A 15,244-nucleotide genomic window follows, 5' to 3' on the forward strand; every position below is an offset into this window, starting at 1 on the left:
TGATGGCGCTTCTGCCATCAAGCAAACCCGACAGATTGTCAGAGAAGTGTGGAGCTCGACTCCATAGCCAAGCCAGTTCCTGACGTCCGACCTCTCCCCTGAGCATCGATGCCGTCAAAGATTGTTCTCAATGCCGATCTGAACGTCTGTTCGGCACTCAGATCCTGGGCCTGCAACAACAGTGAGGTGCTCAAAGGTTTCGATCTTCTCGTTGCCGAGGATGTGCTTGAACGCATGACCAGCGACGGCAACCTCGGCAATCTTGCTGTGACGTCATCGCGCGCCATCGCGGAAGGGGGCGATATCGAACTGGCCGCGACGATTCTGCACGGTGAGATCAGCGGCCTGGTCCATTTCCCTGCCCCAGGAGCTGAACGGGCCGGGGATGTGCTGTCGGAGCCGCTGCTACGGGCAGCGCTACTCAACAACCTGCCGATTGCTCTCAATCCCGCCACCGCGTCGGCAATCCTTCGGGGCATCAAGGGAAGTCGCCGGGGCTTTTTGATTTTCAACCCCGTCGCCGGACAGGGCGATCCCAATGCCGAACTCGCCGAGATCCGCAACCACCTCGAGCCACAGATCATGCTTGAGGTGTGGATGACCAAGCCCGGTCTGGATCCGGGCGTGCAGGCACAAGAACTGATCAAAGAGATCAACGCCTTCGATCAAGAGGGGCAGGGTAAATCGCTGATCATTGCCTCCGGTGGTGATGGCACGGTGGGTGCCGTCGCCAGTGCACTGCGAGGCACTGACATTCCTCTAGGCATCATTCCCCGCGGCACGGCCAACGCCTTCTCCGTCGCGCTGGGAATTCCAACGTCCGTCAAGGCTGCCTGCACCAATCTGATCCTCGGCAACACGCGCCTGGTGGATGTGGCGCTCTGCAATGACAAGCCGATGATCCTGCTGGCAGGGCTTGGCTTCGAAGCCGGCATGGTGAACAAAGCCAGCCGTGAACTGAAAAACATGCTGGGGCCGATGGCTTACATCTTCTCGGGAGCCAGGCAATTGGTGGAACAGCAACCCTTTGATGCCAAATTGATCATCGACGGCGAAGCAACGGAAGTGCATGCCAGCGCCATCACCGTGGCCAACGCCGCTCCGGCCACATCGGTGATGGCCCAGGGATTCGGACAGGTGATCCCCGATGACGGCCAGCTTGAGGTGATCATCGCTTCACCACGGGGCCGGATGGGCGGATTCTCAGTGTTGTCCAGCCTGGCGAAATCAGCAGTGCTCAAGAACAGCGCCAACAATGCCGATATCTTTTGCGTACGCACCCATCAACTGAGCGTGACGCTTCCCAAGCCTCAAACCATGGTGATTGATGGTGAGATCGAGGAAACCGATCACATGACCGTGTCGGTGATTCCTGATGCGCTGAAGGTCATCGCACCGATCCGTCTCAGCCCTTGAATCTCGCCAGCGACCCGCCGATCGAGCGCAAGATCACGCGCATGGCACAGCGTGTTCGCTGGCAGCATCCGGCGATCAGCGCACGCAAGATTGACCAGACACGGCTGGTAATCGAGCAGCCAGGCATGAACAGCGGGGAGCACTCCGCTTTTCACTTTCTGGTTCTTGGCGACAGTGGAACCGGCCGGCATCGACGCCACAGTCCTCCACGTCACATTGCTGAACGTCTGCTCCCACACAAAGACAAGGCAGCGTTTCTGCTGCATACAGGTGATGTGGTGTACCTGGTCGGCGCCGCGGCCCAGTACCGCAACAACTTCATTCGCCCCTACAGGGAATGGCTCACTGGCGGAGAGAGCTGGGAAAGCATCCAGCCACAGAACCTGGTGTTCAACCAGCCCTTCCTGCCGGTGCTCGGCAACCACGACTACTACGATCTGGCCCCGATCATCTCGGCAATGGCCGGATTAACCCTGCCGCTGCGTCGCCATCTGCAGTGGTTTCACGACGTGGACACGGGATGGCGCGGATCCGACCAGGGAGGTTGCTTTGCCCATGCCTTCATGGATGTGCTGTCGGATGTATCCAGCAGTCGATTGGACGACTATCTCGACCGCCATTACACGGCTGAATGGGATGGTCAACGCTGCCTGCATTACCAACCCGGCCATCACACCAGACTGCCGAACCGCTACTACCGGTTTCGTCATGCCGGTGTGGACGTCTTCGCGCTCGACTCCAACACCCTGATTGCTCCGTTGAGCGGACGCGATGACCGTGCCTCGCTGAGACAACAGCTGAAATCCCTCGACGACGAGCAGACCCGCTGCCTGAAAGCGCTGTCGCTGAAAGCCCGCGATGAACAGCAACGCGATGGATTAATGGATGATCTCGAGACCCTGCAGGAGGAACGGCTCGATCTGCAACGGAGGCTTCACCATCACGCCGCTGAAGATGGCGAGCAGCTCACATGGCTGCGCGAAGGACTGATCGCATCCCATCGGGATCCGCGTGTTCGCGGCCGAATCCTGACCCTGCATCACCCTCCCTACGTAACCGAGAGAACCAAATGGGCACAGGCCGACACACTCGGGATCAGGCAGCGGCTGCGCACTGTTCTTGATGATGTCAACCGAGTCCTCGGCCTTCAGAGCCGCAGTCAACGAACCGTCGATCTCGTGCTCAGCGGGCATGCTCACTGCCTCGAGATTTTGAGGACAGACGACACCGGTCATGGCGATTCATTCACCAACTGGGCTGTCTGCGGTGGCAGCGGCTACAGCCTGCGGGACCAGCGAGGACAGGGCCCTCACCTCAGCGAATCGCAGAGCAATGGAGAGCAGCGACGGGTCGCCACCAGTGACCTGTATGTGGGCAGGAGCTGGGCAGACTGCGATGGCGGCAAGGCTTACAGCGCCCTGCGAGTCGACATCAGCGAGGGCAGTCCCCTGCGAATCCAACTGACTCCCCTGATCTCCCATCATGAGGAGAACGGCTGGAATGAGGTCACGATGAATCCGATCGAACTGCCGCAACCTGATCAACTCAAAACAATGATCTCAAACGCCAATTGAACGGTTGGCAATCCTTGTTGTAGGCAACATCAACGCGCAACACTGATCCGAATCCACTGTTCGAATCAACTGTTCGAATCCACTGATTGTCTTCAGGTGATGCCGATGGCCTGATGCTGATCATGCGGGACGTTGGGTGCATCCATCACTGGATCCATGAACGATCACAAGCGCTACACGGTGCGTTATCGCGACGCCAGCAGCCGACAGATCGAATCCTGTTACTACGCCGGTGATGCGTTTGAGGCCAGAGTTCTGGCCATGGAGTCGGTTCCCTACATCCGAAACCACCCCCATGCCATCGATCTGATTCGCTGCGAAGACACACAATCAGGAGTGATGGCGGCCTAAACCGCAACCCTCAGGGTTGCTGGAGCAAAGGGATCAGTCGCTCAAGAGCAACTCCGCGGCTGGCCTTGAGCAACAGCGTGTCGCCCGGCTGTAACCAGTGATTGAGAGGTTCTGCAGCCAGTTCGGGCGATTCCACAAGAGCGAATCGCTCGAGAGAGGTCGCCGCTCGCTGCATGGCAGCGGCCTCCTCACCCGACGCCACAGCCACCAGACCATCCAGTCCGAGCTGGACGGCTCTGGAGACCACGGCCTGATGCAGCTCGATGCTGCTGGCGCCGAGCTCGAGCATGGTGCCGAGTACGGCGAATCGCCGACCGCTCTGCTGTGCCAGGAGATCCAGAGCTGCAAGCACGGCTTCCGGGGAAGCGTTGTAGGTCTCATCGAGAACAGTGATTGTGCCGATGCTCAGGCGCCGGTTACGGCCACCGGGCACCGTCACCTTGAGGTGCTGAAGATCCGCCAGGGGAACACCGAGTTCTGAGGCCACCGCCAGAGCCAGCATCAAGTTGCGGGCATTGTGACGACCCTCTAGCGGACAGGAGAAGCGCAGACCCTCGAGGCTGAGCAGACCCTGCTGTGGATCATGAACACCGATCAGATCGGGCGCAGGACAATCACTCTCCGGCAGGTCAGCGGCGATGTCACCTTCAAGGGCAACCCGCAGCGTGCGGCCACTCCAGCAGCGCGACAGGGCTTGTTCCAAAAGGGGATCACCCGCTGGAATCACAACCACTCCCTGGGGGGCCAAAGCGGCAGTGATCTCACACTTGGCCGTGGCGATGGCCGCACGACTGCCCAGCCGACCGACGTGTGCCGTACCGATGTTGGTGATCACGGCAATCTCCGGCTCAGCACAACGGGAGAGACGTTCAATCTCACCCAGGCCGCGCATACCCATTTCCAACACCACAGCAGCATGGTCTTGATGCGCACCCATCAGGGTGAGCGGCACGCCAATGTCGTTGTTGTTGTTGCTGACCGTGGCTTGAACATCTCCAAGAGGCGCCAGCGTTGCTCGGATCAGCTCACGGGTGGTTGTCTTTCCGGCTGAACCGGTCACGGCCACCACACTGGCCTTGAGCTGACGCCTGTGCAGTGTGGCCAGCTGCTGATAGGCCCAGAGTGTGTCCTCCACCCTCCAGTGCAGCAATCCCTCCGGCAGGGGCTCGTTCCAGTCACTGGCCACAACTGCGGCTTGCGCTCCCAGCTGCGCGGCTTGGTTCAAAAAGATATGTCCGTCAAAGCGTTCACCGCGCAAGGGGATGAAGAACGCACCCGGTTGCAGCTGGCGACTGTCAGTGCAGACAGGCCCGAGCTCGACCTGCAACTGAGCTGACGTTGCTCCGCTGATTTCGGGATGCCCCCAAAGCTGCACAAGCTGGGCAAGCTGCAGCGTCATGGCGAAGGCAACGGATCAAACATGATCATGCCGCCGCCCACCCGGGCTGGCCTGGCGAGCAGATGCTGATCGACATCTTCGAGGGTGATGGCGTCATAGCCCTGGTCCTGCAGAGTGGCCCACCAGCTTTCAGCGCGTTCGCGGCGGAGAGCCTGCGGCAAGTCAGACCACAGATCTGCATCCACAACCAGCACCGCAGCATTCTCAGCAGGCACGGGACGTGCAGACAGCAACAAGCCTGCTGGAGCTGCCGCGTCGGCGTCCACTTGCTCCAGCAGGTTCAACAAGGGATCCACCTGAAGGACCGGGATCTCCGGCTCAGGGAGTTCGAGAGCGACAGGCTCAGGTGGCGCGGCCTGAATCGGCGCTTGTGGAGGAGACGTTGGCTTTGACATCTGTGCTGGATCAGCAGCATCCGCCACGATCTCTGGCGCTGACATCAGCGGCCGGGCCTCAGGCAAGGGAGTTGTGCGAATGCGTTCGACAGCTGGAACAGGGTCTGGATCGGCGCCGCTCAACGCTGCACGCAGCTGGACGACACAAAGAGCAAGCAGCAGCAGCAAAACGGCCAGCGCAACAGGCCAGAACAGAGGAGCTAGATCCTGCGGCCAAAAACCGGGCGTGGAAAGATCACCTTCGCGGTTGCGTCGCCAGAGTTCCTGAACGCGCAAGCGCAGATCAGCAGCTGCAGCGGGAAGATCCTGACGCAAGGCTTCCCAGGGGCTCTGGTAGGGAGCCGGAAGCGAACGTTCGTCCCTTGCGTCCTGATCCTGCATCACTCAAGCGTTGGGACATGCAAACCGAGTGCCGCCCAGTTGGTGCGCACCAAGCCCATCACCATCATGGCCTGTCCTGACGGTGATGCGCTGGTTTTAGGAGCGCGACTGACGCAGCAAACGAGCCAGGGGGTTGCGACTGCTACGACCGCGGGCTTCTGCTTGCGGAGCTTCTTCGGACTGCGGTTCAACGGCTCCGTTGCGTGATGGATCAGCGTCCTGGCCCTGAGAGAACCGCTCGACAGCTGCCGCATCGGGGCCGGGTTCCTTCAGACCACAGACATCCCTGTACATCTGGTCGTACTCCAGGGCCGAGCGCGCCCAGCTGTAGTCCTCACGCATGCCTCTCAGCTGGAGCTGTTTCCAGCTGTCCTGATGGCGGTAGGCCTCCCAGGCGCGTACCAGCGCGGTGTAGAAGTCGACAGCTTCAAAGCGATCGAAACAGAACCCTGTCCCCAAAGCATTGCGTGGATCGTGCGGCGGCACAGTGTCCACCAGTCCGCCCACCTTGCGGACAACAGGCACACTGCCGTAACGCATGGCATTGAGCTGACTGATTCCACAGGGTTCAAAACGACTCGGCATCAAGAAGGCATCACTGCCGGCGTAGATCAGCCGGGAGAGTGCGTCGTCGTAGGTGAGGAACACCGAAACCCTGCCCGGATGGCGAGAGGCGAGCTGCCACAGACCAGACTCCAGGCCACGCTCACCGGTGCCGAGCACAACGATCTGGGTATCGGTGTAGGCCAGAAGTCGATCGGCGACCTGAAGGAGCAGATCCACGCCTTTCTGATCAACCAGGCGCGTCACCATGCCCAAGACAAAGGCGTCATCGCGCACTTCAAGCCCCATCCGCTCCTGCAGAACGCGCTTGCAAACCAGCTTTCCGCTGAGATCATCAGCGCTGTAATTCGCTGGCAGGGTCTTGTCTGTGGCGGGGTTCCATGCCTCTAGATCGATGCCATTGAGAATGCCGCGCAGCTTGCCGGAGATGTAGTTCAGCAACCCCTCGAGTTTTTCGCCGTATTCGGACGTGCGGATCTCCTGCGCGTAGGTCGGCGACACGGCATTGACACCTTCTGCGTAGAGCAGTGCTGCCGCCATGGTGTGATCACCCTGCATATACCAGGGGCACCAGGTCATGCGATCCAACTTCCAGCGCCAGGGCCCCTGGTATTTGAGGTTGTGGATGGTGAAGACCGTGCTGATTTCAGGGTCTTGATGCATCCAGACCGGGATCATCCCGGTGTGCCAGTCGTGGCAATGCAGCACCTGGGGCTTCCACACATTCCAGGAGAATTCCGCCGCCGCACTGGCGAAGAAGGTGAAACGCCAGTCTTCGTCTTCGCCGCCGTAGATCCGCTCCGGATCGAACACGGGATGGCCCACCAGGTAAAGGGGAAGGCCATTGGTGGGATGGCGGGTCTCGAACACGGCAAATTCAGTGCCCATGGTCTGGGCGCGCCAGATCGGTTCAGCGGGAATCTCGAGCTGGCTCCAGAGCTTGCTGTAGCCAGGCATGATCAGGCGCACGTCGTGGCCGAGCTGGGCCAGAGCGGGAGGCAGGGAGCCGACCACATCGCCCATACCGCCCACCTTCACCATGGGTGCACATTCGGCGGCGGCAAACAGCACACGCATGGACGATCGATCCGGCTAAGCGGCGCGACTGTAAGCGCAATCCCCCCCTGTCTTCAGGCCGATCAGGGCAGCACGGTGACCGGAGTTCCGACACGCACCAGCTCGAAGATCTCCTGCACGTTCTCCTCGTAAAGACGCACACATCCGTGGGACACAGCGCGACCCACCGTCCAGCGATAGGGGGTGCCGTGGAAGCCAGCCACCGTGCAGCCATCGATATCGAGGTATTGCTCTCCATCCCAGCCTTCACGGCCTTTGCAATCGCGGTAGAAGCCAATCCAGCGGCTGCCAAGTGGGTTGGTCGCATCATCCGGGCCCAGCTTCTTGCCGTTGACCGGATGGGTCCACACCGGTTTCTTGACCTTCTGCATCACGCTGAATCGCCCCGCAGGTGTTTCCCAGCCCACGGTGCCGACCGCAGCTGGAAAGCGGCGGGTGAGCACACCGTCGTGCAGCACAAGCAGCTGGCGGTGTTGACGATCCAGCACCAGCTGCAATCCCACCCGCTGCAATAGATCATCAGGAACCCGCTGCATCGATTCAGCATCCGAAACCGCTGCTGCCAGGGGAGGAATGGGATCAGGTTCGCGCTTGGCGGAGGGAGCGGCAGTCGTTTCAGACGCCACAGATGCATCGTTCGTGGGCTCTGCCTCAACAGACAGCGCCACACCAGGCAGCAACAACAGCAGGGCGGCCAAAGCCGGAAGGCCTGAAACGAAGGGAATGCGAACCGGCATCGCTACGCAGAGCGGGGGATTTCTCCCTGTTTAGCTAGGGCAACCAGGGAGAAGCAGAGAAATCAGGATCTCGCTTCTCAAGGAAGGCGTTGCGACCCTCCTGGCCCTCCTCGGTTCGATAGAAAAGATGGGTGGCCTGCCCCGCCAACTCCTGAAGCCCAGCCAACCCATCGGTCTCGGCATTGAAGGCAGCCTTGAGGCAGCGAATCGCCGTAGGACTGTGCTGCAACACCTCCTGCGCCCAGCGCACGCCCTCGGCCTCGAGCTCTTGCAAGGGAACCACAGCATTCACCAGCCCCATGTTGAGCGCCTGCTCAGCCCCATAGCGACGACAGAGAAACCAGATCTCCCGCGCCTTGCGCTGACCCACCACCCGAGCCAGATAACCGGCACCGAATCCGCCATCGAAGCTGCCAACCCGTGGTCCGGTCTGACCGAACACGGCATTGTCTGCCGCCAGGCTGAGGTCGCAGAGCAGATGCAGCACCTGGCCGCCACCGATCGCATAGCCAGCCACAAGAGCGATCACCACCTTGGGCAGGCTGCGGATCATCCGCTGCAGATCCAGAACATTGAGGCGGGCAAGACCCTGTTCATCGAGGTAACCGCCGTCGCCGCGGACGCTCTGATCCCCACCGGCGCAGAAGGCGTAGCCGCCGTCGTCTGCAGGGCCAACTCCGGTGAACAGCACCGCACCGATGCTGCTGTCATCACGAATGCGGGCGAAGGCATCGCAGAGCTCCGCCACAGTGCGCGGGCGGAAGGCATTGCGTTTCTGCGGTCGATTGATGGCAACCCTGGCGATGCCTGCATCACAGCGATCGAGCAGCACATCCTCGTATTGGCCCCAGGGCTGCCACGTCACCCCTGGATCACCGGGCAAGACCGCGCGGGGGAACGACTCAGCCATGGCAGCGACGACGATCAGGCCTCAGTTGTACCGCCCCGCGACTGCAGCAGTGCAGCGGCCGTGATCTCACGCAGCTGACGACGCAGCTCGGCATCGGCGGATCGATCGGTGCAAACACGCAGCAGTGCCGTGCGCTGCTGTGCCAGTCCCCACTCCAGAGCTGAAGGCAGGTCCTCGAGCCGGGTTAGCTGGCGAGCGGGCACGGCATGGGCCGCTGCCAGAGCCAGAGGGTCATGGCGCTGAGGCATGGCAAACAACTGATCCAACGCGTTGGATGCAACGGAAGCAATCGGCAGCTGGGCAAAGATGCCGCCACCGGCGTTATCGATCAGCAGCACCAGCAGAGGTGGTGAGGCCTCACTGGCCAGCAGCCAGCCATTGCTGTCGTGCTGCAGTGCCAGATCACCGCAGATCAGCACGGTGGGCCCCTGAACGCGGGCCAGACCAAGAGCCAGCGACAGGGTGCCGTCGATGCCGGACGCCCCGCGGAAGCTGAAACAACGCCGTGAGCCAAGATCGGCAGCTGCGAAGGTCTGCCAGTCGCGCACAGGACTGCTGGCGGCGAGCATCAGCGGCATCCCCTGCGGCAACAGTTCAGGCAGAGCCTTCATCAGTGCGGGCTCACTGACGCCGCCTGCAGCCGGCAAGTGCTGATCCAGAACGCGTTGCACCTGGGCATCGGCCTCAGCCCAGGCCGTGAGCAGCGCCCGCGAGCCGGACCGACTGAAGCAAGCATCGGTGCTGATGGCGTTCCACCAAGCCACCAGGCCACTGCTGCATTGCCGCGACAACCCGAGCGGATCCAGGCAGCGGGGTTCGGCTTCACTGATCAACAGCTGGCCCGAACCAAGGCTGCGTAACCAGCTCTCCAATCGCCGGCTGGCAGGAAGTGGACCCAGCCGCAGCACCTGAAGACCTGCTTCAGCAGCCGGAAGACACTGCGGCAACAGCAGCTCCCAGTGGCGGATCAAATGGGGCAGATCAGCGGGAATCGCAGCCAGCTGATCGGCCAGCACCGGCCAACCACTGCACTCAGCCAGCGCCCTGAGTGCCTGCTGATAGGCGGGCTTGTCGGCTTCCAGGCCTCGCCAGGGTCCGGCCACCACTACCCCGGGACGGGACCAATCGAAGCCATCGCTTGGCCGGGTAGCAGCGGAGGCAGGTGGACGGCGAAGCTGCCGCTGCTGATTCACAGCACAATCCCAACCCGACCAAGCCTGCTGCTGATCGTCGCTGCTGGGATGCAGGGGCTCATCGAAGGGGAGATTGAGGTGCACCGGCCCGGGATGCTGAAGCGTTTGCTCCCAGGCTTGGTTCGCCAGCGCTTGCAGCTGGGTCTGCGACAGCCGGTGCAAACCATCCAGGGGTCCAGTCGTGAACGCACGACAAACCGACGCCAGAAAGTCCTCTTGATTGACCGTCTGGTTGGCGCCGCAGTTCTTGAGCCTTTGCGGACGATCGGCTGTGAGCAACAGCAAGGGCAGCGCTGAACGGTCGGCCTCCACCGCAGCGGGCAGCAGATTGGCCACCGCAGTGCCCGACGTGGTGATCACAGCCACTGCACGCCCGGATGCAGCCGCCATGCCCAGGGCATGAAAGGCAGAAGAGCGCTCATCAATGGCCGTGGTCAGCGTCAGCAATCCCCGTTCAGCCAGGCCACCCGCCGCCAGCGCCAGTGGTGCGGAACGACTGCCAGGGCAAAGCACCACCCTTTCCAGGCCTTGCCGCTGCAGGCACAGCAGCAGACCGATCGCTGCAGCGAGATTGTCGGCGGCGTGACTCAGACCTGATGCCGAGGCTGATGCGATCCTCGTTCAAGGCCAACCCTCATTGCTGACGCTGCTGATGAGCGACCCGTCCGCCGACTCCACGAAACGTCAGGGGAGCTGGCGCTCCTTGCTGATCTGGGTGCTGCTGGCACTGCTGCTGCGCTGGATCGTGGTGGAGCCGCGCTGGATTCCATCCGGATCGATGCTGCCCACCCTGCAACTGCAGGACCGGATCTTGGTGGAGAAACTGAGTCCACGCTTCGACCGGGTGCGTCACCAATCGCTGCCCCTGAACAGCATCGTGGTGTTCAAGGTTCCTGAGCCACTGGTGCAGGCCGGCTATGACCCGGATGCTGCCTTGATCAAGCGGGTGGTGGGCAGGCCCGGAGACCAGCTGGAGGTGCGTGATGGCCAGCTCAGGCGCAACGGTGAGGCCGTTGATGAGCCCTGGCTGAACGAAGCGATCGACTACGTGATGGCCCCGATCACCGTGCCCGACAACGAGCTCTGGGTGATGGGCGACAACCGCAATGCCAGCCTTGATTCACACCTCTGGGGTCCCCTGCCGGAAGCCGATGTGATCGGCACCGCAATCCTGCGCTACTGGCCGCTCAGCAGGTTCGGTCCGATTCGGTTCTCTCGACCCGACGCTTTAGTGACGAAGAGCACAGCTGCGATAGGGTCAGGCACATGACGGAGAGCGATGGGATGTTTAACCCTGAGTTTCTGACCACCGATAACCAGGAGGGTCAGCCCGTCAATGGCCTGATTCAGTACCTGCAGGATCAATCTCCAGACGTGCTGCAACGCGTGGCCAAATCGGCCAGCCCTGACATTCAGGACATCATTCGCCACAACGTTCAGGGGCTGCTGGGAATGCTTCCCGGTGAACAGTTCGAGGTGAAAGTGACCTCCAATCGCGACAACCTGGCCAACATGCTGGCCTCCGCGATGATGACCGGCTACTTCCTGCGCCAGATGGAGCAACGCAAGGAACTGGAAGAGACGCTGTTCGGAGACGATGAAATGGCGATTGACTCCGACTCGGATCTCTGAATCCAAATCCAATTCACATCTGCAGTGATCAGCGATTGAAGCGTTTGTTCACTGCGATGACTTCTGCGAGTCGGGAACAACGCCAAGGTCGAGCAGGGTTTGATCAATACTGCCCAAGAATTCCCAGTTGCCTTCACTGGGGGCCCATTCGCGCATCATGAGATGTTCGCGCAGCTGAACAACCTGCAGGGTTGAGAAGGCCAGCGGCGCTGAATAGTGAGCGGGCACCAACCAGTGCAGATCGCGCTGCTGTTCGAGAGCCGCCAACCAGGCGATCAACGCCTGTCGTTGCCTGGGCAGCACCAGGCGCTCCAGCACCGGTGCCACCTGCAACCGCGGTTGATCGTCTCCCATCAGAGCCTTGGCCGAATCCAGCCACCCAGGCTTCCAGGCGAAGGGATACAGGCCGAAATGGGTTCGTGCACTGCGCAGACCGGGCCGAAGGGCCTGCCGAATCACCTGCAGCAGGCCAGGTACATCAAGCGGTTCCGGGCGCAGGTAGGAGGCAAACAACACGAGCCTTGCCCAGCCGCGCCGGCGATTCTCGGGGGTGTCGTCGAAGGGTTGATCGCCGCGATCACGGGCATGGAACAGCAGCGGTGCAGGGTCGTGCGCAAACACCTCCGGCGGTTCAGAAGAAATACCAACCAGAGCGTCGGTCACCAAGAGCGCACCCGAGGGGCGGTGCAGGCAGCTCACTTCCTGAAAACGACCAACGCCAAGATCCAGGGGCCCCAGTGAAATCCACTCACAGACTTCGGGATGGGGCACGCCATCGTCGAGCAACACCCTGGTTCTGTTGGCGGGCACACCCAACCAAGACAGCGGCAAATTGATCGGAAAACTCCACTGACCTGGGCAGACCCAGAGATCAGCTTCAGGAAAGGCCCTGGCCATCGGAGCCAACGGCAGCTTGTGCTCCAGGCCGGAGGCCGTGGGCAACACAATGCTGCGCACAGGACCATGCTCAGCTTCGAGGGTGCGAATCAACGCGCGAAGCTCGCCAGTGGGCGGCAGCGGATTCACCAGCATCAAACCGCCGGGAACCTTCACCACCGTGAGCCGGATCGGCACCGCCACGTAATACACACCCTGAAGCTGCTCGAGGCTCCAGATCTGTCCGGGAATCAGCTCTTCAAAGTGCGTGGCACGGCGGCCATACGGATACAACGGCAGCAGCGGCCACCAGGGCCAGCTTTGGTCCTCTGACGAGATGCCCTCAGTTGCACTCAGATCGCCCTTCATGACTGCTCTAGCTGGTGTTGGGAGCGTTCTGATTTCGCTAAGATTAATGCTTAGCCCGAAATATTGGCTAAACTTACAACATCTTTTGAAGCTTAAATAGTGAATCGGATCAAGCCTGCTTTTTGTCTTGCGACTGTCATCGCAGCAACCTTGGCGATGAGTGCTAATACTTCTGGTTTTGCTAGCAGCAGGCCATCTGAGTGCAACGACATTAAGCCTGCTCTTAAAAAAGAAAGTTCAACGACGAAAGCCATAGTCAATACAGACAACTACGCGTTTGCTGAAACTGAAATAATCCTCGGTGATTATGTTCAAAAAATTGCAAAAGCAACCTGTTCAGATGGGATGGGTGTGTTCATGCATTTCCGAAAGGCAATGGATCCCAAAGATAGAACTATATTGAGGCCAAACTTCGACACATTGTACTCAGCAGCTGTTGTTGACTTGAAAAGTCCAGCAACAATCACCTTGCCAACCTCCGATCGGTTGCAAATCCTGGAAGTCGTTAGCGCTTATCACTGGATTCCATTGGTGACTAGCAAGCCCGGCGTCTACGAGATAACAGAAGAAATGGTGGGTAGTCGCTTCGCATTTATCATCATTCGCACCCAAGTAAACATGCAGGATCCCGCCGATATTGAGCGGGTTGGCGACATTCAAGATGAAATAACAATTCGCCAGAAGAATCGCGGCAAATTCGTGCAAACCAAAGACTGGGATAGGAGCCAAATGCTTTCAATGCGATCTGACTATCAAAAAGAAAAAGAGGCAAAAGGTATTAGCAGCGAAGAAATCTTTGGCGACAAGGGTGAAATCAGTTCGGAGATGAGAAATATTGGGGTTGCCTTCGGGTGGGGGGCTCTGACAAAAGAAGGAGCTGTCTATCCTTCCATTAACATCCCTGGATCTGACGAAGAATTCACACTCGTACTGAAGGATGTCCCTATGGCAAGCAATGCTTTTTGGTCGGTAACTGTCTACGACAAAGATGGATTCGCCCAAGGAGAGAATTACAATGTAAATAGCTCCTTTGCGAAGCAGGATAAAGATGGCAACTATACGCTTAATTTCGGAAAGAATTCAGTCAAAGAAAATTTCTTAGAAATTTACCCAGGCTCCAATGCAACGCTGCGGATCTACTCTCCGCAAAAGCCTTATTTTGATGGAAGTTGGAAAGTTCCCGAAATGCAATCCGCTGCTAAAAGTCAGTAAATGTGTTGAGCATGCCTGCATTAGTCGGATTGCTGCAAAAATCTCCCTTATAGGGATCAAGACCACGTTCGCCTTTCAGAATTTCTGAGATGTCTCACCGCCTTCGTCGTTTCCTCTGCCTCCTGCCTCTGCTGACCTTGAGCCCAATGGCAGCAGCACAGGAAACTGTCGAGTCCTACTTGAGGGAGTATCCAAATCAGGAACAGGTCAAGATGATGAACACTTGGCTTGAGAAGAACGAGAAGGGCACTTTCAAGTTCACCGGCTTGGTGGATCCCAGCGACACCACCGTGGTCACGCCACAAGCCACTGTCGACTACGGCTACAACTGGTTTTCGATCTCAGATGGCCCGGCAATCCTGACGACGCCGACTTACGACAAATTCTTGTCGGTGTCGGTCTTCGATATGAAGCACAATGTGCCGGCTGTCATCACCAACCCAACAAAACCGATCCTGCTCAAACGACCCAGCCAAGCGATGCCCGAGGGCGACTTTGAGGTGGTTGAGCTTGAAACGGATCAAGGTCTTGTGCTGACCAGGATGGTCGTCGTCGAAAACCTGGACGCAGTCGTCGCCTCCCGTAGCCAATTCCAGATGCAGGGTGGCAAGGGAGACATGCAGCGTGAGGTCCAGCAATTCAGCCCAGAGACGGAAAAGAACGCCCAGGCCGTGATCGACACGGTGATCACCTATATCAACCCCGATGACGCCTTCGGTCGGGTCAGCGGAGACGTCAGCTTCCTCGACCTCGCAGCCGGAGTGAAGTTGGGCCAGTTAGGAACGCCTTCCGACACGGTCCGTTACGGCACCATCTTGGTCGACGACAGCGGTGCGCCTTTGCGCGGTGATGCGACGTATGTCGTGACTGTGCCTGCAGGGCTCTACAACCCTGGCGGCTACTTTTCAGTGACCCTCTACGGAACCGATAACAAGCTGCTGATCCCGAACGATCTGAAGATCTACGACCAGACCACATTCTCCTCAGAGCCGAACCAAGACGGAACAACAACCATCACACTCAGTCCGGATGGAAGTGGAAAAAACGGAATCCCCACTGGCAAAGACTTTTATGGAGTCCTTCGTGCGTACGTGCCAGCACCCGATGCAATCATGAAAGTGAAGGTCGAGCGGCAGTAGGGAAAAGCGATGTTGGGAT

Annotated in this window: 15 protein-coding genes; 7 read left to right on the forward strand and 8 right to left on the reverse strand. The window is 59.5% G+C overall.

The genetic code is table 11. From position 1 onward, the window contains the following. Positions 1 to 108 precede the first annotated feature (108 nt). From SynMITS9220_RS07385 to SynMITS9220_RS07395, 3 genes are all read left to right on the forward strand, one after another. Positions 109 to 1,416 (forward strand): diacylglycerol kinase family protein, encoded by a 1,308-nt coding sequence (locus SynMITS9220_RS07385; RefSeq protein WP_186988264.1) that lies wholly within the window; start codon positions 109 to 111, stop codon positions 1,414 to 1,416. Continuing rightward, the gene (locus tag SynMITS9220_RS07390; RefSeq protein WP_186988266.1) at positions 1,413 to 2,990 is read left to right on the forward strand and encodes a metallophosphoesterase; all 1,578 of its coding nucleotides are present in this window, start codon (positions 1,413 to 1,415) and stop codon (positions 2,988 to 2,990) included. The genes SynMITS9220_RS07385 and SynMITS9220_RS07390 overlap by 4 nt, the downstream gene beginning before the upstream one ends. A 156-nt stretch (positions 2,991 to 3,146) precedes the next feature. Continuing rightward, positions 3,147 to 3,341 (forward strand): hypothetical protein, encoded by a 195-nt coding sequence (locus SynMITS9220_RS07395; protein WP_067098177.1) that lies wholly within the window; start codon positions 3,147 to 3,149, stop codon positions 3,339 to 3,341. A gap of 10 nt (positions 3,342 to 3,351) precedes the next feature. Here the strand turns inward: SynMITS9220_RS07395 and murF are convergent, their stop codons facing one another. The 7 genes from murF to SynMITS9220_RS13375 form a co-directional block, all read right to left on the reverse strand. Then, complete coding sequence (gene murF / locus SynMITS9220_RS07400; protein ID WP_186988268.1) at positions 3,352 to 4,740, reverse strand: UDP-N-acetylmuramoyl-tripeptide--D-alanyl-D-alanine ligase; 1,389 nt, start codon at positions 4,738 to 4,740, stop codon at positions 3,352 to 3,354. Then, complete coding sequence (locus SynMITS9220_RS07405) at positions 4,737 to 5,516, reverse strand: hypothetical protein (protein WP_186988270.1); 780 nt, start codon at positions 5,514 to 5,516, stop codon at positions 4,737 to 4,739. The genes murF and SynMITS9220_RS07405 overlap by 4 nt, the downstream gene beginning before the upstream one ends. 96 nt (positions 5,517 to 5,612) lie before the next feature. Next, on the reverse strand, positions 5,613 to 7,157 hold the full coding sequence (gene glgA / locus SynMITS9220_RS07410) for a glycogen synthase GlgA (protein ID WP_186988272.1): 1,545 nt from the start codon (positions 7,155 to 7,157) through the stop codon (positions 5,613 to 5,615). A 62-nt stretch (positions 7,158 to 7,219) separates the two neighbouring features. Beyond that, positions 7,220 to 7,894 carry a L,D-transpeptidase gene (locus SynMITS9220_RS07415; protein ID WP_186988274.1) on the reverse strand — a complete coding sequence of 225 codons (675 nt, stop codon included), beginning with the start codon at positions 7,892 to 7,894 and terminating at the stop codon, positions 7,220 to 7,222. A 34-nt stretch (positions 7,895 to 7,928) separates the two neighbouring features. Beyond that, positions 7,929 to 8,804, reverse strand: a complete 876-nt coding sequence (gene menB / locus SynMITS9220_RS07420) for a 1,4-dihydroxy-2-naphthoyl-CoA synthase (protein ID WP_186988276.1) — start codon at positions 8,802 to 8,804, stop codon at positions 7,929 to 7,931. Positions 8,805 to 8,818: 14 nt separating this feature from the next. Then, positions 8,819 to 10,513 carry a 2-succinyl-5-enolpyruvyl-6-hydroxy-3-cyclohexene-1-carboxylic-acid synthase gene (gene menD / locus SynMITS9220_RS07425; protein ID WP_255482971.1) on the reverse strand — a complete coding sequence of 565 codons (1,695 nt, stop codon included), beginning with the start codon at positions 10,511 to 10,513 and terminating at the stop codon, positions 8,819 to 8,821. Further along, a complete protein-coding gene (locus SynMITS9220_RS13375) occupies positions 10,452 to 10,622 on the reverse strand; it encodes a hypothetical protein (RefSeq protein WP_255482972.1) in 171 nt (56 codons plus the stop codon). The genes menD and SynMITS9220_RS13375 overlap by 62 nt, the downstream gene beginning before the upstream one ends. A gap of 27 nt (positions 10,623 to 10,649) precedes the next feature. Here SynMITS9220_RS13375 and lepB point away from each other — a divergent pair, with 27 nt between their 5' ends. Further along, on the forward strand, positions 10,650 to 11,267 hold the full coding sequence (gene lepB / locus SynMITS9220_RS07430; protein ID WP_186988278.1) for a signal peptidase I: 618 nt from the start codon (positions 10,650 to 10,652) through the stop codon (positions 11,265 to 11,267). Positions 11,268 to 11,281: 14 nt separating this feature from the next. Beyond that, a complete protein-coding gene (locus tag SynMITS9220_RS07435) occupies positions 11,282 to 11,629 on the forward strand; it encodes a DUF760 domain-containing protein (RefSeq protein WP_067098188.1) in 348 nt (115 codons plus the stop codon). A gap of 48 nt (positions 11,630 to 11,677) precedes the next feature. Here the strand turns inward: SynMITS9220_RS07435 and SynMITS9220_RS07440 are convergent, their stop codons facing one another. Further along, positions 11,678 to 12,874 carry a DUF4336 domain-containing protein gene (locus tag SynMITS9220_RS07440; protein WP_186988280.1) on the reverse strand — a complete coding sequence of 399 codons (1,197 nt, stop codon included), beginning with the start codon at positions 12,872 to 12,874 and terminating at the stop codon, positions 11,678 to 11,680. 99 nt (positions 12,875 to 12,973) lie between these two features. Here SynMITS9220_RS07440 and SynMITS9220_RS07445 point away from each other — a divergent pair, with 99 nt between their 5' ends. Together SynMITS9220_RS07445 and SynMITS9220_RS07450 are read left to right on the forward strand one after the other, a co-directional pair. Beyond that, positions 12,974 to 14,086 (forward strand): DUF1254 domain-containing protein, encoded by a 1,113-nt coding sequence (locus SynMITS9220_RS07445; RefSeq protein WP_186988282.1) that lies wholly within the window; start codon positions 12,974 to 12,976, stop codon positions 14,084 to 14,086. 215 nt (positions 14,087 to 14,301) lie between these two features. Then, complete coding sequence (locus SynMITS9220_RS07450; RefSeq protein WP_255482973.1) at positions 14,302 to 15,225, forward strand: DUF1214 domain-containing protein; 924 nt, start codon at positions 14,302 to 14,304, stop codon at positions 15,223 to 15,225. Positions 15,226 to 15,244: the final 19 nt, after the last annotated feature.

It is taken from the genome of Synechococcus sp. MIT S9220 (assembly GCF_014304815.1).
GTDB lineage: Bacteria > Cyanobacteriota > Cyanobacteriia > PCC-6307 > Cyanobiaceae > Synechococcus_C.